At 51.6% G+C, this 20,048-nt stretch carries 13 protein-coding genes and 9 pseudogenes; 12 read left to right on the forward strand and 10 right to left on the reverse strand.

Going from position 1 to position 20,048, the window contains the following annotated elements:
- The 4 genes and pseudogenes from DZ54_RS27315 to DZ54_RS0103985 all read left to right on the forward strand — a co-directional run.
- A partial coding sequence (locus DZ54_RS27315; protein ID WP_420804828.1) for a hypothetical protein occupies positions 1-216 on the forward strand: 216 nt, incomplete at its 5' end.
- Positions 213-1,426, forward strand: a pseudogene (locus DZ54_RS18910) (aspartate:alanine antiporter); the annotation flags it as partial. The gene DZ54_RS27315 and the pseudogene DZ54_RS18910, both read left to right, overlap by 4 nt.
- Before the next feature lie 100 nt (positions 1,427-1,526).
- Positions 1,527-2,201 carry a response regulator gene (locus tag DZ54_RS0103980; protein WP_025673167.1) on the forward strand — a complete coding sequence of 225 codons (675 nt, stop codon included), beginning with the start codon at positions 1,527-1,529 and terminating at the stop codon, positions 2,199-2,201.
- A gap of 3 nt (positions 2,202-2,204) precedes the next feature.
- Positions 2,205-3,572 carry an ATP-binding protein gene (locus DZ54_RS0103985; RefSeq protein ID WP_025673168.1) on the forward strand — a complete coding sequence of 456 codons (1,368 nt, stop codon included), beginning with the start codon at positions 2,205-2,207 and terminating at the stop codon, positions 3,570-3,572.
- A 148-nt stretch (positions 3,573-3,720) separates the two neighbouring features.
- On the opposite strand, the pseudogene pgsA reads toward DZ54_RS0103985, so the two are convergent.
- The 4 genes and pseudogenes from pgsA to DZ54_RS18925 all read right to left on the reverse strand — a co-directional run bounded on the left by pgsA (position 3,721) and on the right by DZ54_RS18925 (position 8,586).
- Positions 3,721-4,281 (reverse strand): annotated as a pseudogene (gene pgsA, locus DZ54_RS18915) (CDP-diacylglycerol--glycerol-3-phosphate 3-phosphatidyltransferase).
- A 49-nt stretch (positions 4,282-4,330) separates the two neighbouring features.
- Positions 4,331-6,096 (reverse strand): annotated as a pseudogene (gene uvrC / locus DZ54_RS18920) (excinuclease ABC subunit UvrC).
- Positions 6,097-6,191: 95 nt separating this feature from the next.
- Positions 6,192-6,836: a UvrY/SirA/GacA family response regulator transcription factor gene (uvrY, locus tag DZ54_RS0104000; RefSeq protein WP_025673169.1), complete on the reverse strand. Its 645-nt coding sequence runs from the start codon at positions 6,834-6,836 to the stop codon at positions 6,192-6,194.
- Positions 6,837-7,138: 302 nt separating this feature from the next.
- Positions 7,139-8,586, reverse strand: a pseudogene (locus DZ54_RS18925) (NAD-dependent succinate-semialdehyde dehydrogenase).
- A gap of 225 nt (positions 8,587-8,811) precedes the next feature.
- Here DZ54_RS18925 and DZ54_RS18930 point away from each other — a divergent pair.
- Positions 8,812-9,946: pseudogene (locus DZ54_RS18930) on the forward strand (M14 family metallopeptidase).
- 153 nt (positions 9,947-10,099) lie between these two features.
- Complete coding sequence (gene trxC / locus DZ54_RS0104015) at positions 10,100-10,531, forward strand: thioredoxin TrxC (RefSeq protein WP_025673170.1); 432 nt, start codon at positions 10,100-10,102, stop codon at positions 10,529-10,531.
- Positions 10,532-10,584: 53 nt separating this feature from the next.
- On the opposite strand, the pseudogene DZ54_RS18935 reads toward trxC, so the two are convergent.
- A pseudogene (locus tag DZ54_RS18935) lies at positions 10,585-11,033 on the reverse strand (Lrp/AsnC family transcriptional regulator).
- 226 nt (positions 11,034-11,259) lie between these two features.
- Here DZ54_RS18935 and DZ54_RS18940 point away from each other — a divergent pair.
- Both DZ54_RS18940 and DZ54_RS25810 read left to right on the forward strand, forming a co-directional pair.
- Complete coding sequence (locus DZ54_RS18940) at positions 11,260-11,919, forward strand: EamA family transporter (RefSeq protein WP_051415913.1); 660 nt, start codon at positions 11,260-11,262, stop codon at positions 11,917-11,919.
- A complete protein-coding gene (locus DZ54_RS25810) occupies positions 11,859-12,101 on the forward strand; it encodes an EamA family transporter (RefSeq protein WP_240472681.1) in 243 nt (80 codons plus the stop codon). Before DZ54_RS18940 ends, DZ54_RS25810 begins: the two co-directional genes overlap by 61 nt.
- 66 nt (positions 12,102-12,167) lie before the next feature.
- On the opposite strand, the gene htpX is transcribed toward DZ54_RS25810, so the two are convergent.
- A complete protein-coding gene (gene htpX, locus DZ54_RS0104030; RefSeq protein ID WP_025673171.1) occupies positions 12,168-13,046 on the reverse strand; it encodes a protease HtpX in 879 nt (292 codons plus the stop codon).
- A 450-nt stretch (positions 13,047-13,496) separates the two neighbouring features.
- Here htpX and DZ54_RS25165 point away from each other — a divergent pair, with 450 nt between their 5' ends.
- Entirely contained in the window at positions 13,497-13,670 is a 174-nt protein-coding gene (locus tag DZ54_RS25165; protein WP_021024399.1) for a hypothetical protein, read from the forward strand.
- 97 nt (positions 13,671-13,767) lie between these two features.
- Here DZ54_RS25165 and bioD read toward each other — a convergent pair whose 3' ends face one another.
- The 4 genes and pseudogenes from bioD to bioB form a co-directional block, all read right to left on the reverse strand.
- Positions 13,768-14,442, reverse strand: a complete 675-nt coding sequence (gene bioD, locus DZ54_RS0104040; protein ID WP_025673172.1) for a dethiobiotin synthase — start codon at positions 14,440-14,442, stop codon at positions 13,768-13,770.
- Positions 14,435-15,229, reverse strand: a complete 795-nt coding sequence (bioC, locus tag DZ54_RS0104045) for a malonyl-ACP O-methyltransferase BioC (RefSeq protein ID WP_025673173.1) — start codon at positions 15,227-15,229, stop codon at positions 14,435-14,437. Before bioC ends, bioD begins: the two co-directional genes overlap by 8 nt.
- Positions 15,226-16,440 (reverse strand): aminotransferase class I/II-fold pyridoxal phosphate-dependent enzyme, encoded by a 1,215-nt coding sequence (locus DZ54_RS0104050; protein WP_025673174.1) that lies wholly within the window; start codon positions 16,438-16,440, stop codon positions 15,226-15,228. Before DZ54_RS0104050 ends, bioC begins: the two co-directional genes overlap by 4 nt.
- A gap of 5 nt (positions 16,441-16,445) precedes the next feature.
- A pseudogene (gene bioB / locus DZ54_RS18945) lies at positions 16,446-17,500 on the reverse strand (biotin synthase BioB).
- A 102-nt stretch (positions 17,501-17,602) separates the two neighbouring features.
- On the opposite strand from bioB, the pseudogene bioA reads away from it, so the two are divergent.
- The 3 genes and pseudogenes from bioA to DZ54_RS18955 form a co-directional block, all read left to right on the forward strand.
- A pseudogene (gene bioA, locus DZ54_RS18950) lies at positions 17,603-18,881 on the forward strand (adenosylmethionine--8-amino-7-oxononanoate transaminase).
- Between the two features lie 6 nt (positions 18,882-18,887).
- A complete protein-coding gene (locus DZ54_RS25170; RefSeq protein WP_164831553.1) occupies positions 18,888-19,037 on the forward strand; it encodes a hypothetical protein in 150 nt (49 codons plus the stop codon).
- Between the two features lie 277 nt (positions 19,038-19,314).
- Positions 19,315-20,048 (forward strand): annotated as a pseudogene (locus tag DZ54_RS18955) (hypothetical protein); the annotation flags it as partial.

Raw genomic sequence — 20,048 nt, forward strand, 5'->3', positions numbered from 1 at the left:
GTTCCTTCAGGCCCTTCCTTCCTAATGGGGGCCAGTTCGGGTGGATGTTTTTTAGCTTTTCAAAGGTCATCGAAGTGGTCAGTGATGTACCACACCATGCATGGCGGTGACTTGACCGGGGCCGACACACCCGGCAGTTCGGTAGTGCAAATGGGTGTCAAACGTAATGCCGTTAACTCGGGGTTAATCGGCGTGGAGTGGCGAACAACTGGATGATGATCGATAATCTCAGTGTTGGCTATGCCATGGCTTACCTCACCGGCCTGGTGAGCTTGATTGTGCTTGCCAAGTTAATGCCTAAGCTACAACGCCATAACCTTGAGCACTCTGCCCAGCAAATAGCCATTGAGCGAGGCTTAGGCAGTGAATCACAGCGCAAGGTGTATTTACCCATTATTCGCGCTTACCGGGTCGGCCCAGAGCTGATTGACTGGATTGATGGCCGGAATCTACGTGAGCTGGGTATTTATCGCCAAACGGGCTGTTATATCGAGCGGATTCGTCGTAATGGCATTCTTGCTAACCCCGATGGCGATGCCATTTTGCAGCAAGGGGACGAAATCGCCCTGGTCGGTTATCCAGACAGTCATGCGCGTCTCGATCCTAGTTTTAGAAACGGCAAAGAAGTGTTTGATCGTGACTTGCTCGATTTGCGCATTGTCGAGGAAGAAATCGTGGTGAAAAACGACAGCGTGGCGCAAAAAAAGCTCTCCGACCTCAGCTTGTCGGAATATGGCTGCTTTTTAAACCGCGTGGTGCGCGCACAAGTTGAGATGCCGATGGACCAAGGCATTATTCTTAACAAAGGCGATGTGCTGCAAATCAGTGGCGAGAAAAGCCGGGTCAAAGGGCTGGCTGATCGGATTGGTTTTATTTCGATTCATAGCCAAATGTCCGATTTGCTCGCGTTTTGTTGCTTCTTTATTTTGGGGCTGGGATTGGGGATGATCACCCTCACCTTTGGCCAAGTGACCTTTGGGCTCGGTAATGCAGCAGGTTTGTTATTGGCGGGGATCAGCCTGGCTTTTTACGCGCCAACCACCCTACCTTTGGTTATGTGCCGCAAGGGGCGCTGAATATGGTCAAAGATTTAGGCTTGATGACCTTTATGGCCGGGATTGGTCTGAGTGCCGGTAGCCGGCTTTTTGAATACATTGCCGACATGGGCTTTTCGGTGATCTTTGCTAGTATTGTGATTAGCGTGATCCCCGTGATTATTGCGTACCTAGTGGGCGCTTATGTGCTTAAAATGAACCGCGCCTTGTTGTTTGGTGCAATTATTGGTGCGCGCACCTGTGCGCCGGCCATGGATATGATTAACGAGCATGCGCGCAGTACTATTCCTGCACTGGGTTACGCGGGCACTTATGCCATTGCCAACGTGATCCTGACACTCGCCGGTACCTTAATGATAATTTTGGTGTAACCCGTCGAAGAGAACGACGCAGCGTCAGGCACAATTCAGCCAACAAAACTTATAATCAATGCGTCCAACCATGGGCGCTTTTTTGTTTAAAGAGGCTTTTATGCAGGTATTGATTATTGAAGATGACTCTATATTAAGTCATCACCTAAACACTGAGCTCACTGAACTCGGACACCATGTTCGCTGTGCCAATACCGCAAGTGAAGGGCTGTATTTTGCCGATCAATACCCCAACGATATCGCGATTGTTGATTTAGGCCTACCAGATAGAGATGGGATCAGCTTGATTCGTGATATTCGCGCCAAAGGCTTGCGCCTGCCTATTTTGGTGCTCACGGCACGGGCGAACTGGCAAGATAAGGTCACGGGGCTGGATGCGGGCGCGGACGATTACTTGGTTAAGCCGTTTCAAAAGCCAGAGCTGGTTGCCCGCCTCAATGCCTTGGTGCGCCGTAGTGCCGGATTTGTGAAACCCACGATCACCGCCGGAGATATTGAACTGGATTTATTAGCCAAAGCGGTCACAGTGAACGGGCAGCCGCTTGAGTTAACCGCGTTTGAGTATGATTTATTTGAGTATTTGATGCGTCATAGCCGTGAGGTTATTTCTAAGCAGCGCTTGCTCGATGTGCTTTATCACGATCAAGATGGCGATCCGAATACCATTGAGGTGATGATCAGTCGTCTGCGCAAAAAACTGCTCCAAACTGGCCATAGCAACCCGATCTCAACTGTACGAGGTCAAGGATATCTTTTTGAAATTCAAGCTGAGTGAATCATGAAACTAGGCCAACTGACCTTGTATCGTTGTCGACCAAGATTACGCACACGGGTGCTTGCAACCTCTATCGGTATCATACTGGTTTTTTCTATCGCCCTAGCTGCTTTAATTAATAAGCTTTATCAGCAAAGCTCGATGGCCGCTTACTCACGGGATCTGGCCTCTCAAATCCCAATGGTGATGGCACAACTGAGTAAAGATGGATTGATTCGTGCCAATGATCTCACGGCCTGGATCCAATCTCTCGATCCGTCCAGCTCTGATTATATGTCTGTGCTGTGCTCCCCAGACAACCACACGCTGTGGGCCTCTCGCGATGTGCGTGCGTTTGATATTGATGACATTTGTACCCTGTTTCCTCAACAAGCGAAAAAGCCACAATATCTGTCTATTGCCGGTTTTAATGTGGTTGCACAGCAGTTATCGTCAGACCGGCAACCGGGCGACAGTAACAACCGTTTGTTTGTGCTGCGCAACGTGGATATACAGAAACAACAGTTAGCCGATTTAGAGACGGAGACCTGGTTTTATATCAGTTTGCTGTTTCTTTCGGCCTCTGCGATGGTAATCGCTGCCTGCCATTGGAGTTTTTCTCCGCTGCGCCGATTAGCACAAGAGCTGATTGCGATTACTGAATCACGGCAAAAAACCTTGGACGATGACTATCCTGATGAGCTGCAGGATGTGACCCAAGCGCTTAATCGAATGATCACTCAACGTGAGAAGCAAAAAACCCGCTATCGCCATGCGATGGATGATCTAGCCCATAGCTTGAAAACGCGCCTATCGGCCACCAACGCCTTGTTAGACGACAATAGCTTATCGCGTGAAGCACTGAACAAACGGATACTGGAGCAAGTTAGCCAAATGGATGACATGGTGCAGTATCAGCTAAAACGCGCGTTAGTGGGGCAATGTGGCCTGAAACGCGAAGATAGCCCATTAGCGGCGCCCATTGAGAGCCTGACGGGCATGCTAGATAAAGCCTATCGCGATAAGCCCGTTACCGTGGTGCAAGCATTTGATCCCCACGCTTCGTTGCCGATTCATCATAGTGATTTGATGGAGCTACTCGGTAACTTATTGGAAAACGCCTATCGCTTCTGCCTTGAACAGGTGACAGTGCGCTTAGACGACCAAGGCGAGGTGTGGCAGCTTACCATTGAGGATGATGGCCCTGGGGTGCCGGAGTGCTATCGCGAAAGCATTTTCCAACGCGGAGTGCGCGCCGATCAACTGAACCCGGGTACGGGCATTGGTTTAGCGGTCTGTGATGAGATTATTGCCAGTTACGATGGAAATATTCATGTCACCGAGTCTGCGTTGCAAGGCGCGGCGTTTGTGTTAACCCTGCCCAAACGCTAAACGATAGCCGCCTGATACGGTAACTAACTGACACCGTCACTGACTAACCCAAAACGACAAAACGCAGCCTTAACGGGCTGCGTTTTTTGTTATGAGCTGTCGAGCGTTTTTCTTTCGCTTATGCGTTTGTGATACCAGTCGTTAGGGCTTAGTCGCCATCCGGATCGGCCAGCAAATCGTCTTTGGCTGCCATCATGTATTGGTACATCGACCAGTACGTTAAGCCCGCTGCGACATACAAGGCAATATACCCTAACCATTCAATCCACGGGGCGCCATGCCAGAGCAGCATGGTGAGCGCGAACATTTGCGAGCCGGTTTTAAACTTACCGACCCACGAGACTGCAACGCTGGCACGTTTACCGATTTCGGCCATCCACTCTCTCAGTGCCGATATAATCACTTCGCGCGCGATCATAGTGGCGGCGGGAATCGTGACCCAAATAGACGCGTAGTGCTCGACAATCAACACCATGGCAATCGCACCATGACTTTGTCGGCGACCGGATCTAAAAAGGCGCCAAATCGAGTGGATTGTTTAAGACGGCGCGCTAAATAGCCATCTAACCAATCGGTTGCCCCCCGCGATGATAAAAATCAGTGCCGCTGCAAACGGCGCCCACGCGTAGGGAAGATAATAAGCAACAACAAAGACCGGGATCAGCGCAATGCGCAAAAAGGTCAAAATGGTAGGTATATTTAGACGCATGCTCAGCTTTTTATTTTAGGAGTAACCGGGTTATGGTGCCCCATTGCCACTAACCTTGCAATGAGGAATGAATTTTCTCTGCCAATGTGGCGCTAATGCCTGGCACTTTGGCGATTTCTTCGACACTGGCGTTTTTCAGCTCTTGAAGCCCGCCGAGGTATTTGAGTAGTGCTTGGCGGCGTTTAGGGCCAATCCCCTCGATTTGTGTGAGTACACTCTGCTTCCGTGCTTTGCCTCGTGCAGCACGGTGTCCGGCAATCGCGTGATCATGGCTTTCATCACGAATATGTTGAATCAGGTGCAAGGCTGGCGAGTCGGACGGCAGCGAAAATTCTTCGCCCGAGACCTTAATCAAGGTTTCTAGCCCAGGCCGACGGCTGGTGCCTTTTGCCACGCCTAATATCAGCGGGTTAATCGGCCAGTCGGCAATTAAAGGCTCTAGCACTTCCCAGGCGCGATTGAGCTGCCCTTTACCGCCGTCAATCACGATAATATCAGGGATTTTTTCCGGCTCAACTTGTTTACTATACCGACGCGTCAGCACTTGCGCCATCGCCGCATAGTCATCACCGCCGGTGATCCCTTCAATGTTGTAACGGCGGTACTCTTTTTTTAGTGGCCCTTCTTGATTGAATACCACACACGACGCGACCGTTTTTTCCCCCATGGTGTGGCTAATATCAAAACACTCCATCCGTTTAACCGGCTCCAAGCCCAAAGTTTCTTGTAGCGCCTGATAACGGTGCTGAATGGTCATCCGATGATTGATTTTGCTGGTCAATGCCGTTCGCGCATTGGTGTTGGCGAGTTTCAAGAAACGCGCTCTTGCGCCCTTGGCCGACTTTGCAGCTGGACGTTGCGCCCGGCAATTTCACTCAGGGTATTGGATAGCCAGCCAAGATCATCGCCAATATCGTCGGAAATCAAAATATGGCTTGGAATCGTGCGCCCCTCTGCTTGTGCCAGATAAAACTGACTGACAAAACTCGACACCACTTCACCCGGCTCGGTTTCGGCAGGCATCTTGGGGAAATGGCTACGACTGCCAAGCACTTTGCCTTGACGCAAAAAAAGCACATGGATACAGGCCACGCCATTTTCGACCGCAAAACCAATCACATCTAGATCATCATCACTGTCTTGCGACACAAATTGCTGCTCTTGCACGCGCCGCAACGCTTGGATTTGATCGCGGTACTCGGCGGCTTTTTCAAATTGCAGTTGCTGACTCGCGACTTCCATTTTCTCGACTAAGGCATCAATGACTTCACGATTTTTACCTTGCAAGAATAAGCGGGCAAAATTGACCTGCTCAGCATAGTCTTCATCGCTGATCAGTCCAGACACACACGGCCCGGCACAACGGCCAATTTGATACATTAAACACGGACGGCTGCGGTTGGCATATACCGAGTCTTCACACTGCCGCACTGGAAAAATCTTTTGCAGTAGGTGCAAGCTTTTACGTACCGCGTTGGCATCGGGGAACGGGCCAAAATATTCGCCCTTTTTCTTTTTCGCGCCGCGATGGATCGCCAGCCTAGGGTGATCATGACCACTGAGGTAGATGTAAGGATAGGTTTTATCATCACGCAACAAGACGTTGTATTTCGGACGATGCTGCTTGATCAGGTTGTGCTCAAGAATTAACGCTTCGGTTTCAGTGTGAGTGACTGTCACTTCCACGTCGGCAATATGACGGACGAGTGCTTTAGTTTTCTCGCTCGATACCTGAAGCCGGAAGTAACTGGCTAACCGCTTACTGAGATCTTTGGCTTTACCCACATAGATGATCTCACCTGCGGCGTTCATCATGCGATAAACGCCTGGCTGGTGAGGCACAGTTTTAAGAAAACTCTTGGCATCAAAGGTGTTTGGCACTGCGCGATCTCGTACTGCTTGACTTCGCTTTAAAGGCTTTCGGTATCTAACATACCATGACGAATAGCAAGGTGGGTTAGCTCCACATCACCATTGATATCCAGTTTGCTAAATAAGCGATAGCGGTAACTGTTTACCGTCTTCGGGCTCAGGCTTAGCTGCTCTGAAATATCGGTCACTTTTTGCCCTTTGGTGATCATTAACATGATCTGCAATTCGCGCTCTGACAGCTCTTTGAAAGGGTTATCAGAAGATGCAGAGAACTGACTCAGCGCCATTTGCTGGGCAATGTCGGGTGAAATGTAGCGTTGGCCACTGTTCACCATTCGGATCGCATTCACCACTTCATCGGCCCCAGCTCCCTTGGTGAGATACCCGGCGGCACCGGCTTGCATCACCTTGGTTGGAAACGGGTTTTCAGTATGAATCGTGAGCACAATAATTTTGGCGTCTGGCGAGTAACGAAGCAACTTACGTGTGGCTTCCAACCCACCGATACCTGGCATATTCATGTCCATCAGGACAATATCGGCGTGATTTTGCCGGCACCACTTGAGTGCGGCTTCACCGCTGTCGGCTTCCCCTACCACTTTTATGCCACGAACGTCTTCTAAAAGACGTCGAATCCCTGTGCGAACCAGCTCGTGATCATCTACAAGAAAAACATTGATCAAACTTGTATCTCCACTTGGTTTGGTTCGCCAACATGCTGCGTGAACGCAACGGTTGGACTTGTCTTACGCATCTTTCTTACTTTTTACCACGGATGAAAAGGCAACAACAGAGCAGATGTATCGAATCACAAATATTCATACATTAAGCTGATGAAAAACGACTTAACTGGCGAGATCGTCGCCAAAACGGCGACAATCTGATCAGTCTCGCGGCAATAATCCTCGTGACGTCTTGATGATGTGTCAGTAATTTTTCACACCGGGTGTACACGCTTGGCGTGCATGATTATCGCGGTCCATGGTTACAACGCCAAACACAGGTACTTCATTTCGAGGTATTCATCCAAGCCCCATTGTGACCCTTCGCGTCCTAAGCCCGATTGTTTTACCCCACCGAACGGTGCCACCGCGGTTGAAATGAGCCAGTGTTGATGCCTACCATGCCATATTCCAGCGCTTCGGCGACACGGTGTACGCGGCTAATGTCACGGGCATAAAAATACGAGGCTAAGCCAAATTCGGTGTCGTTAGCCATGGCGATGGCTTCCGCTTCGTCTTCAAAAGCAAATAGCGGGGCAACCGGACCAAAGGTCTCTTCTTTGGCAATTCGCATCGCCGAGGTGGCATGTTTGATCACTGCCGGTTGGGTGAAGTTATCGCCCAAATCGGGGCAATCACCCCCCAATAAAACCTCGCCACCGTGTTGCTTGGCATCATCCAGGTGTGCTTTCACTTTATCGATGGCGCCACGATTGATCAACGGACCGATGTCAACGTTGCTGTCAGTACCCTGCCCGACGCGCAATTGGCTCACTGCCTGCGTGAATTTTTCAGCAAACGCGTCATAAATACTCGATTGCACGTAAATTCGATTCACGCACACGCACGTTTGCCCCGCATTGCGGTATTTGGCGGCAATCGCCCCTTCCACGGCGGCATCAATGTCGGCGTCGTCAAAGACAATGAAAGGCGCATTCCCACCAAGCTCTAGCGAGAGCTTTTTAATGCTGGGTGCACATTTTTCCATTAGCTGCGCGCCAATTTCGGTCGAGCCGGTAAAAGAAAGCTTACGCACACGCTCATCAGCACATAAGGTATCGGCAATCGGACCCGCCGTCCCGGTGACAATGCTGATCACGCCTGCCGGCACCCCCGCGCGTAAGGCCAACTCACCTAAGGCCAAGGCAGACAGCGGGGTGTCGCTGGCCGGTTTGACCACCATGGTACAACCAGCAGCGAGCGCGGCCGCCGCTTTGCGGGTGATCATGGCGGGCGGGGAAATTCCAAGGCGTGATGGCTGCCGTCACTCCTATGGGCTGTTTAATCACTGAGATGCGTTTATCGGCTTGCTCGGCGGGAATGGTTGCGCCATAAACACGCTTCGCCTCTTCGGCAAACCATTGCAAAAACGAGGCGGCGTATTGGATTTCACCGGCAGATTCTTTGAGCGGTTTGCCCTGCTCGGCGGTCATGATCGCGGCTAAATCTTCGGTATGCTCGAGCATAAGCTGATACCAACGCTGGAGGATATCGGCGCGTGCTTTGGCGGTAAGCGCTCGCCACTCGGGCAAGGCAGCGTCAGCGGCATCAATTGCTCGGCTGGTTTCCTCCGCCCCCATATTGGCACGTTTGCCAAGCACTCGCCGTTCGCTGGGTTGGTCACTGAACGCGTTTTTTGATGATCGGCATCAACCCATTGGCCATTGATTAAGGCCTGAGATTTGAGTAGGGCCTGGTCATGAAGGTGCATAATGGCTCCTTTTTATGTTCAAAAGGCTAGAGAGTTCGCTTGAATCTTGATAGCACCTTGCCAGCTCACCTTAGGCACGGCAAGATAATCACTGAGATTAATCAGCATAAGCCCGTAAACGCCCAATGTCTGCTCAAATAGGCAACATGAAGAAGCGGATATAATAATAAGGCTTATCCTACCGGCGCAAACACAGCTGGCCCTTCAACAGAAAAAGGATGCTCTATGCGTATTTTTAGTCAGTTCGATAGCGGGAATATCCGCGTTCTGAATGATAGCGACATCAACAATATCCAGCTTGCCATTCATCATGACAATCAATCTGAGTTTTATCAGTGGTTCCACTTTCGCTTAGAAGCGGACGTGGACCAAGCTCATACACTGCACATTCAACAGCTCGCCGGGTCAGCCTATCCTGAAGGCTGGAAAGATTACCAAGCGGTGGCTTCATACGACCGTGATACCTGGTTCCGCGTGCCAACCGAGTTCGATGGTGACACCCTGACAATTAAAGTCACGCCACAACATGGCTCGATGTACTTTGCCTACTTCGCGCCTTATAGCTATGAACGCCATTTGGATCTTATTCACCAAGCGCAAACCTATCCGCAGTGCCAGCTCGAAACGCTGGGACAAACTCTAGACGGTCGTGATATTAGCTTATTAAAAATCCGCGCTGATTTAAGCGAGTCAGCTCAGCCGAAAACCCCCATTTGGTTGATTGCCCGCCAGCACCCTGGCGAAAGCATGGCTGAATGGTTTATGGAAGGTTTACTCGACCGATTGCTTGACGACACCGACACCACCGCACGAGCGCTGCTCGAAAAAGCGGATTTTTACGTGGTGCCGAACATGAACCCGACGGCAGCGTGCGCGGTCACCTACGTACCAACGCAGTGGGGGCTAACCTGAACCGCGAATGGCAATCGCCAACCCTTGAGCGCAGCCTGAGGTCTACCATGTGCGCGAGCGTATGGAGCAAACAGGGGTGAAAATGTGTTTAGATATTCATGGTGATGAGGCGATACCGTATAACTTTGTCGCCGGCTGTGAGGGGATCCCCTCTTATGATGCACGCATGGCAGACTTGGAAGACAGGTTTAAGCGTGCGCTGCTTACCGTGACACCAGAATTCCAAGACGAGCACGGCTATGACAAAGACGCGCCCGGTAAAGCGAACTTGACCGTGGGATCAAACTGGATTGGTGAACGCTTTAAGTGCTTGTCGTACACGGTCGAAATGCCCTTTAAAGATCATAACGATCATCCGGACCCAGACTTTGGCTGGTCACCGGCGCGCAGCCAAGCATTTGGTCGGGATATGCTCAGCGCGATCCTTGGCGTGGTTGATGGCCTTTAACAGGGCCAGCTAGCCAGCGGTAAGGAAAAGGAAAAGGAAACGAGCCGGTGATACTGTCATCGGCTTTTTCTATTTAAGTGATTGATCATTTCGACTTGGACGGTTACTCCAAGGCGCTTATATTAGGTGTAAATCATTTAACGAGGACGCACAATGACGACTCTTACCTCGCGTTGCCCCCACTGCCAAGCAACTAACCGCATTCCTGACGCACGCGTCAACGACGCTCCTAAATGTGGGAAGTGTCAATCGGCCCTGCTCGATGGCAAGCCTATCGAAGGCACCACAGATAACTTTGATGCTTTATTAACGAGCGACAAACCAGTTGTGGTCGATTTCTGGGCTACCTGGTGCGGGCCCTGTCAGAGCTTTGCACCCGCTTTTGAAGCGGTGGCCGAGCAAGAAGCCGGCCGTGCCCGTTTTGTGAAAATTGATACCGAAGCCCAGCAAGCATTGGCGGCGCAATATCGTATTCGCAGTATTCCGACGTTGATGGTGTTTAAAAGTGGCGAACGGGTTGATGTTTTAAATGGTGCCTTGCCACAAAATGCGTTCAGCGACTGGGTTAACCAGCACCTTAGCTAACCACTTGCTGTCGGTTTCTCGCCGTTTTTCCATCGTGTGACTCTGGCGCAGCGCTATATCTTGAGCGCTGCGCCTTGTTTTACCGCGCGAATCGCCACATTGGTATTGATATCTTTCACCATGGCTAAGGTTTGCAGCTGACGCATAAAGGCTTCGTAGTGTGGCAAATCCCGGCTGACCACTTCCAATAAATAGTCGTACGTGCCCGATATCACATGGCCGTTAATCACTTCATCCATTTCCACCAGCGCGTGCTCGAAGGTGACAATCGCCTCTTCTCGGTGGTTACTCAGGCTTACATTGACAAAAAAGGTCATATTAAGCCCAATCCGCTGCCGATTCAGCGTAACCTGATATGAGGCAATGATCCATCAGCCTCGAGCTTTTTGATGCGTCTTGCGCACGGCGAAAACGACAGCCCAACCGCATCGGCTATCTCAGCAATGGTACGGCGCGCATCATCCTGCAATAACGCAAGAATCGCTTTGTCTTTATTGTCCAAACCATCTCCTTGAGGATTTTCATTAATTTATAGACACTAAAAGATAATAATCGCTAACTCTGACTTAAATCACCCTTTATTTTGCCACCAATCTCTCCTTTTACGCTGTCACACTTAAATGACGAATCGACAAGGAAGTGATTAATGATGCCTGCACCTCAAAACGTTTATTGGGCATGCTTGCCATGGGCTTGACCGTGACCATCTGGCCAGCTTATTTATTTCATTGCGTCAGGCCAGCCAATCGGCATTAACCAGCGGCGATATCGCCCTGTTGCGCTTCTTGCCCGCCGCATTGTTATTTGGTTGGTTGAGCCGTTATCGAGTGCGCCATATTTTCGCCGCCCCCAAACGTTATCTGTTTGCGATTGCCTTTGGCGCAGGGTTACCGTTTTATCTACTGGCTGCCACAGGTATGCAGTTTGCGCCTGTGGCTGACGGGGCCTCATTAATACCAGGGATCTTACCGCTGTTTGTCTCCGCCATTGCTTGGGCTGTTTATGGGGAGTCACTCTCCATAGGACGACGGTTAGGCATCAGTTTGATTGTGCTCGGTATTGGCGCGTTTTTATGGCACTCCTTGTTCTTTTCATCTTGGCCTATCACCCAAGGTCATCTCATTTTACTGGCGGCGAGTATCAGTTGGGCCTGGTTTACCATTGGCGTACGCGTGACAGGATTAAGTGCTGCGGAAGCCGGTGCGGTATTAGCGATATCGGCGGTATTACTGCTGCCAGTGGGCGCAATGAGTGGCTTATTTCGTTTAACCTACTCCAAGCGCCACTCGGTGAACTTGGCTATCACATTCTTGCTCAAGGCTTGGGCGTGGGGATTATTGCCAACTACAGCTATGCCTTTGCCATTCGCCGGTTGGGCGCGGAGATGAGTGCCGCAATAGGAGCATTTACCCCGGTTGTCGCGGCATTGATTGCCATACCGGTTTTCGGCGAAACGGTCAGTGTGTTAACCCTCTGTGCCATGGCGCTCATTGTTTTAGGCGCAGTCCTAGCCAGTGAGGTGATCGTGCTTCGCCGTCCGAAAACAAAAAGCGACCCGCAGGCCGCTTAAACATATTATTCATCACTCGCCAGCATGATGTGATGCTGCCGGTGATCTAGCGTGACAACGCGCTCGTTACAAATGATCACCGCGACGCAATGCATCAATGCGTTTTTCTAGCGGCGGGTGCGTCATAAACAACTCGCTCAGTGTTTTCTTGCCGTTGATGCCGAACGCCATCATCGACCCTTCTAGTTTTGGCTCTTGGCTCACTTTTAAGCGCTCAAGAGCCGCAATCATTTTCTGTTTGCCCACCAGCTGCGCCGATCCGGCGTCAGCACGGAATTCACGATGACGGCTAAACCACATAGTGAGGATACTGGCCAGAATGCCGAAGACGATTTCCAACACCGACGAAATCAGGAAATACATCATCCAGTTACCGCCACCTTCACCTTCTTCGTCACTGTTCATGCCACTGACCGCCCCTGCGATCACACGCGAAATGAAGATCACGAAAGTATTCACGACACCTTGCATCAAGGTCATGGTGATCATGTCGCCATTGGCAATGTGACTGATTTCGTGCGCTAACACAGCCTCGGCTTCATCGCGGGTCATATTTTGCATTAACCCGGTGGATACTGCGACCACAGAGTCGTTACGCTTCGCGCCAGTGGCAAACGCGTTAATGTCTGGTGAGTTATAAATCGCGACCGTTGGCATGCCAATCCCCGCGCGTTGTGCTTGTTGGCTCACCGTGTTCATTAGCCAGTGCTCGGTTTCGTTACGTGGATGCTCAATCACTTGCGCGCCGACAGAACGAAGCGCCATTGATTTAGACATCAGTAGCGAAATAATCGAACCACCAAAACCGAAGACGGCCGCCAGCACCAGCAGTCCGGACAAACTCCCCGGCTGCATGCCCGTCACGGCATAAATAATATTTAGCACAATGCTAAATACAATCAGTACCGCAAAGTTGGTAGCAAGAAATAATCCTATGCGTTTCATTGTGTCTCTCCGTCGCGTAAACCCAGTGTTCAGCGCTTGCTTGTTGTATTGGTGAAAATAGTATGGGCATTCATGATAAAAACAATCCTTTGATGCATTTTGTTACCAATAAAATGATGCCGCCATCGAGCTCTGACCAGTTAGTGTGGCACGTTATTCCCATCTAATCTAAAGAAAATGTGACCTCTCGTTCAGATATATATTTGGTACATTCTTCAAGCGTTAAAAGTAAACAGTACAGAAAACGCCAATAAAAAAGACAAAAAGCCACGACTATAGACTTTGGTCGAGTTGTCTTCCCCTTCGAGTCAGGCTAATTTGTACCCAGCTGTTTAAAACTACCAGATCAACTAGGCGGTTTCGCAAGATATAAGCATCCTAGTCAGACAGTATTAATTACTAACTGTTGCATGCGTCATCCTTGCAACGCGTTATCAATGGAGTGAGACCATGGCAGAGCAAGAAAACTACCGCGTCGCGATCGACATCTTAACCTGTCACCTCGGCATGAGCTTCGATGAAGCCTGTTCAGAGCTGGGGTTAGCGTCAGATGATGCGTCGGCGGCACGTCAAATGGCAGAGATACAGCAAAGCTTAATGGGCGTGCGAGGCGATCAGAAGTAATCGCCTCTCGATACAGCCATAACGCGGACAGCGACACAAAACATAAAGCCAGCACAGCGCTGGCTTTTTTCATGCGCAATCAACACACAGGCGTTTTTTACAAAGACCGAATATTGAGATGTTTCGCCCGTTGTGCGGGTGAGGCCCGATAATCAAACGGCAATTCGCCCAGACAAGGCGCATCTAAATGCGCAGCAAGATAACGCACCATTTCGTCACTGTGCTGCACTTTGGGATCAACGGCGTTTGCCACCCATCCAGCTAACGTAAGCCCGCGGGCGCGAATGGCTTCTGCCGTAAGTAAAGCATGGTTTAAACAGCCAAGTTTAATCCCCACCACCATGATCACTGGCAGTTGGTGGACAACCACCCAATCGGCAAGCGTTTCAGTCTCACTCAGTGGCACTTGCCAACCACCGGCCCCTTCGACTAATACAGGGCTAGCCTGCTTTTTTAAGTGCGTTAGCCCTTGGCTAAGTACCTGAGTATCAATGGGTGTGTTTGCTAACGCAGCCGCCCAGTGGGGCGAACAAGGCGTTTCCAATAATACTGGATTGATGGCGGAATACGGCAACTCAATAGCACTGGCGCGCTGTAACGTGACAGCGTCACTATTTAGTTGGTAGTCGGGCGCTAAATCAGCACCGGCGGCGACAGGTTTATAGCCCACCGCTTGATGACCGCTTGCGATCAATGCTTGCAACAGCGCCGCGGTGACGTAAGTTTTCCCGACTTCGGTGTCGGTGCCGGTAATAAAGTAACTGTCATGCATGGTGGTTAATCACTATATAGCCAATTTGGTAAGTGGCAGGCAAGGTATTGGCGGCTAAGGCAAAACGCTGATACGCCTTTTCCACCGCGCTAAACTGCGCTCTTGTCGCCAGCCCTTGCTGCCCCGCAGCTTGCGGACGATAGGTGGCGCCAATGCCTTTCAGGCTTTTCATCACCGCATGGGCGTTGGCAAAGGTCAGTTGTTCGCTTTCTTGCAACACGGTTGCGTGCATCAGCCCGGCGCGTTGGGTCGCCTGCTGTAACCCAGACAACGTGATAAAGCGGTTCACCCGTGACGTGCCGCATGCTTGTTGCCACGCGCTGTCGAGTTCACACAAGGATCCGGTGAGCAGTGTCGAAACAAGAATTTTCCCGCCGGGTTTAACGACCCGACTCAGCTCCGCCAATGGCACGTGCAAATCGTCACACCATTGCAACGCTAACGAGCTAAATGCCAGTTCGACACTGTTATCGGCCAGCGGCAAATGCTCCGCATCTGCTTGTACACCCAGCATGGCATCCCCGCAGCGCGCTTTTGCCGTCGCAAGCATGGGGACGCTGAGATCCAGTCCAATCACTGTCTTGGCGTGAGTCATCCACTGCTGGGTAAAATAGCCGGTGCCACAGCCGACGTCTAAGACGGTGTCGAGATGGATAGCTTTCCGCTCTGACTCAGCCAATGCCATTAATCGATGGCCGACACGGCGCTGCAGCGTCGCACTGTCATCATAATGGGGCGCGGCTCGACCAAACGCACGGGCAATTGCCTGTTTATCGGCGACGGTCATGGCGTCACCTCGCACGCTTTATCGCTCGCTAATACCGGCTTAAGCGCCTCAATCAGTGCGGTGATATCTGTTTTTTGATGCTGTGCCGACAGGCTGATCCGCAGGCGTGCGGTGTTAGCAGGTATGGTCGGTGGCCGAATCGCCCCCACCCGAATATGCGCCTTCATCATAGCCTGATTCACCTGCTGTAACGCGGCTAAATCACCGATAATCAGCGGTTTAATGGGGCTAGGCGTCGCGAGCAATTGAGGGAAGGGCTGCCTATTGCCAACGTGCGGTTCGAAAGTAGACGTCGTCTCTAACCAGTCGCGGAGGCCTTGCGCTAACTGTTCGCCATGGGCGCTGAGTGTTTCTCGCCGCCAGTGCTCTGTTCGTGCCAACCGAATAGCATCCTCGATGAGTGCCGCTTGCGCAGGTGGCATAGCGGTCGAATACACATAATGGCGAGCAAACTGGCGCAAATAATCAATAATGGTGGGAGAAGCCAGCACTGCCGCCCCTGCAACGCCCAAGGCTTTTCCAAACGTCACGATTAAAATATCTGGCCGCGCACCACGACTAATACTGCCCTCGCCTTCTTGCCCTAACACGCCAATCCCATGCGCGTCATCCAAAGCCCAGAGCGCGCCCGATTGGTTGGCAATCGTGGCAAGACTTTCGGTTGGCGACACATCGCCATCCATGCTGAATACCCCTTCCGAGACAATCAGCGATGCGGAAGACTGGGTTTGCTTCGCGAGCAGTTGGCGAAGGTGTGCCATGTCGTTATGACGAAAACGGCGCTGCGTGGCAGGGCTCAATACGCCAGCCTCAATCAAGGAGGCATGGTTGAGCTTGTCTTGAAACAAGGCATCGTCTTTACCTAACAGCGTAAAGAGCAAGGCCTGATTAGCGGCAAAACCACTGTTAAACAATATCGCTTGCGGGTAACCGAGCCAGTCGCACAGCTGGTCACAAAGAGATTGATGCGCGGCAGTGAAACCAGACACCACCGGCGACGCCGTCGCGCCCACACCCCAACGTTCAAGGTGCTGCTGCGCCTTTTTCACCAGCCGCGGGTCTTGCGCAAGGCCCAAATAATCATTACCGGCAAAGTTGCGCCATGACTCGGCGACGGCATTGTCACTACTTTGCCGCCATAAGCCGTGTTGCTGTCGCGTCGCCAGTTCGCCGTGATAACGACGAAGCAGGGCTGATGTTGTATCAGTCATCGTGCTTAGACACTGGCATCGTAGAACAAATCACCCTCTTGCGGGCGCGATGCCACTCGCTCTGCCACTTGCTCAAGTAAGTCGTGCTCAGTGACTTGATCGGGCTTTTGGCTGACCGCTTCACGATTAATACCCAGCTTTTTAAATAACTGCATATCCGCATCTTCATCGGGGTTTGGTGTGGTCAACAGCTTACAGCCGTAGAAGATCGAGTTCGCCCCGGCCATAAAGTCATAGATGTTTGCATTTGCTCATTCATGTCTTCACGACCCGCTGAGAGCCGTACCGCCGATTTGGGCATCATGATCCGCGCCACCGCGATAATGCGGACAAAATCGAACGGGTCGACATCATCGACGTTCTCAAGCGGTGTGCCTTTTACTTTGACCAGCATATTGATTGGCACGCTTTCTGGGTGCGCCGGCATATTTGCCAGCTCCATCAACAAACCGGCGCGATCACGCGTGCTTTCCCCTAGGCCAATAATACCGCCTGAACACACTTTCATCCCTGCCTCTCGCACGTTGGACAAGGTGTCGAGCCGCTCTTGATAGGTACGCGTGGTGATGACGTTGCCGTAAAACTCAGGCGAGGTATCGAGGTTATGGTTGTAGTAATCCAGCCCCGCTTCAGAGAGCGTTTTTGCTTGCTCGTCATCCAACATGCCCAGTGTCATGCAGGTTTCTAACCCTAAGCCTTTCACCCCTTGGATCATATCGAGCAGGTATGGCATGTCGCGTTGCTTGGGGTTTTTCCAAGCCGCGCCCATGCAGAAGCGTGTCGCGCCTGAGGCTTTGGCTTTGTGCGCCGCTTCTAGCACCTGCTCAACTTCCATCAGGCGTTCTTTTTCAACATCGGTACGATACCGCGCGCTTTGCGGGCAGTATTTGCAATCTTCTGGACACGCGCCGGTTTTTATCGATAACAGCGTGCTCACTTGCACTTGGTTGGCGGGATGATATTCACGATGCACTTGCTGCGCTTCAAACAATAGATCCATAAAGGGTTTATCGAACAATGCTTGCACGTCTTGTGCGGTCCAGTTGTGTCTGATTTCCACGCGGTTTTCCCCGTTGTTGTCGTTTTAATGCTTGGCTAGTCTACCCACAGACGTTAACCTGTCAACACAACGGAATCACGCTGGTTTACATCTGATTTATTTATGAGCACAAACACACACTTTGATCGCGACCATATTTGGCATCCCTACACCTCAACCCTCGATCCTTTGCCTTGCTTGCCTGTCTCACACGCAAGCGGTGCCGAGCTGTATCTTGAGGACGGGACGGTTCTAATTGATGGCATGTCATCCTGGTGGGCGGCGATTCATGGCTACAACCACCCTGCTTTGAATGCGGCGGCGCATCAGCAAATCGATAAAATGTCGCATGTGATGTTTGGCGGCCTCACCCACCAGCCCGCGGTATCGCTTTGCGAACGCTTGGTCGCGCATTCACCCGCCCCGCTCACGCAAGTCTTTTTGGCCGATTCAGGATCGGTATCAGTAGAAGTAGCGCTTAAAATGGCGATGCAATATTGGCAGGGACGCGGCGAATCGCGCGCGCAGTTTTTAACCTTGCGTCATGGCTATCATGGCGACACGTTCGCCGCCATGTCGGTGACGGATCCTGATAATTCGATGCACAAACTCTACAAAGGGTTTCTGCCTCAGCATCACTTTGTGCCGTCGCCACAAAGCTGCTTTGACGGTGAGTGGGATCCTAACGACATACAGCCCATGCGCGAAGCACTCTCCACCCACCATGACCAACTGGCCGCGGTGATTTTAGAGCCCATCGTGCAAGGCGCAGGTGGTATGCGCTTTTATCATCCCGAATACCTGCGTCAAGTGCGTGCTTTGTGCGACGAGTTTGACGTGCTACTGATTGTGGATGAAATTGCGACTGGCTTTGGCCGCACCGGTAAGCTATTTGCCTGTGACCATGCTGGGATCAGCCAGATATCATGTGCGTCGGTAAAGCACTGACTGGCGGCTACATGACCTTGGCCGCCACGCTAACCACCCGCCATGTGGCCGATACGGTCTGTAGCGGTGATGCAGGCTGTTTTATGCACGGCCCCACTTTTATGGGCAATCCACTCGCCTGCGCTGTGGCCTGCGCCAGCATTGATACCTTGCTGGAAAGTGACTGGCCGCTGACGGTTGCGCATATCGAGCAACAGCTGAAAACAGGCTTAGCGCCTGCTCGCGCCCTGGAGTGTGTGGCAGATGTTCGCGTACTTGGCGCGATTGGCGTGATAGAACTGACCGATCCGGTGAATCTAGCCGATATTCAGCCTTAATGACCGCCCAAGGCATTTGGGTTCGCCCCTTCGGCAAACTGGTGTATGTGATGCCACCCTACTGCATCCGCGACGACCAACTTCACCAACTCACTCAAGGCATGATCACCGCAATTAAGCAGTTTTTTGGGGAGTAGATCAAGATGATGACGCAAACGCTGCCTGGACGCCTGTTACGATCGGACTTAACGTTAACCACCGCGCCGGGCAACGGGCGCGCGGCGGAAATCACCCCAAGCTTGCGCGATCGAGAAGGCGCTTATGCCGACCTACGCGATATCCAGGATTTTTGAATACAGAGTGCTTCGCTTACGAAATACGGGAAGAGCGTAAAGCCGTCAGATGATTCCATTGGCGTAGGTGACACAAGCCCCGGTAAGATGTCAACAATAATGCACTATGCCAACGGGCGCCTGTCACGATCAGCGTCAATTTTAACCTCCATGGTGGACTGCACCACGTTGCAATCTGCGGGAGAGATTATTCCTGTTATCCGTTCTTGCACGCACTTCACACTTCAGCCAGTGCTCACCTAACGATGACAACAAACCTATCCAAAAATCTGGCCTATTGCGTAGAATACATCGCCATGATTATTGGCTGGCGGACAATGCGGTGGGGTATAAACTCGTTAGACTGACTGAACTCATGGCCTATGAGTTCGGTCAAGTAGAGGGCGATATTGAGGCGCTGAATGAGCGTGACCTTGGTAATGTGATGCCCGATGGGGTGAGCGTTTCACAATTTAAAGAAACGCTGAGTAGTGGTGAAGTCGCACTATTGACTGATACGCCAGCGCGCCCAGCGATGGTGCATGACAGCGTGAATAGGATCTGGTCTCTCTCGCCAGATACTGAAACGACCCTCTCACCACAAATGCGTTCAGCGCTTGCCGCCCGAGCCAATCAGTCTGGCGGTGCGGTTGGTAGCGCGAGTGGCTCCGGCGGTGCTAGTCACAGTGCGCATGCGGCAACCAATATCGAAGACACCTATGTGCCTGAGCCGGTAAAACCTGACCGCTCCAACGAGCCGCCGCCTCTCAAATACGAATACTGTTTTGAGATTGCCAGCTCGGACAAGGTATTTAGCAAAACGGTGGGGTGCAAGTTTCTATTGGCCGAGACCCAGCAGGAAGGCATGACGGGTTACTGGCAAACCGCCCCTACTGAACACGGTACTAAATACACCACGTATACCGCATTCAATGAGCCCAAAAAACTCGTCGCGAAAGTGGACCTCCAGCCTCAATCGGGCATCAGCGTACCCGACGCCTGTGCAGGTAAAGTACGATTGGCTCGGGTATC

It is taken from the genome of Salinivibrio socompensis S35 (genome assembly GCF_000513715.1).
GTDB lineage: Bacteria > Pseudomonadota > Gammaproteobacteria > Enterobacterales > Vibrionaceae > Salinivibrio > Salinivibrio socompensis.

Bases quoted from the DNA above. Each gene is read 5' to 3' on its own strand.
- bioD (WP_025673172.1), bottom strand. From the start codon at position 14,442: ATGCATGACAGTTACTTTATTACCGGCACCGACACCGAAGTCGGGAAA.
- DZ54_RS25165 (WP_021024399.1), top strand. From the start codon at position 13,497: ATGGCAGAGCAAGAAAACTACCGCGTCGCGATCGACATCTTAACCTGT.
- DZ54_RS0103985 (WP_025673168.1), top strand. From the start codon at position 2,205: ATGAAACTAGGCCAACTGACCTTGTATCGTTGTCGACCAAGATTACGC.
- htpX (WP_025673171.1), bottom strand. From the start codon at position 13,046: ATGAAACGCATAGGATTATTTCTTGCTACCAACTTTGCGGTACTGATT.
- DZ54_RS0104050 (WP_025673174.1), bottom strand. From the start codon at position 16,440: ATGACTGATACAACATCAGCCCTGCTTCGTCGTTATCACGGCGAACTG.
- DZ54_RS25170 (WP_164831553.1), top strand. From the start codon at position 18,888: ATGATGACGCAAACGCTGCCTGGACGCCTGTTACGATCGGACTTAACG.
- trxC (WP_025673170.1), top strand. From the start codon at position 10,100: ATGACGACTCTTACCTCGCGTTGCCCCCACTGCCAAGCAACTAACCGC.
- bioC (WP_025673173.1), bottom strand. From the start codon at position 15,229: ATGACCGTCGCCGATAAACAGGCAATTGCCCGTGCGTTTGGTCGAGCC.
- DZ54_RS0103980 (WP_025673167.1), top strand. From the start codon at position 1,527: ATGCAGGTATTGATTATTGAAGATGACTCTATATTAAGTCATCACCTA.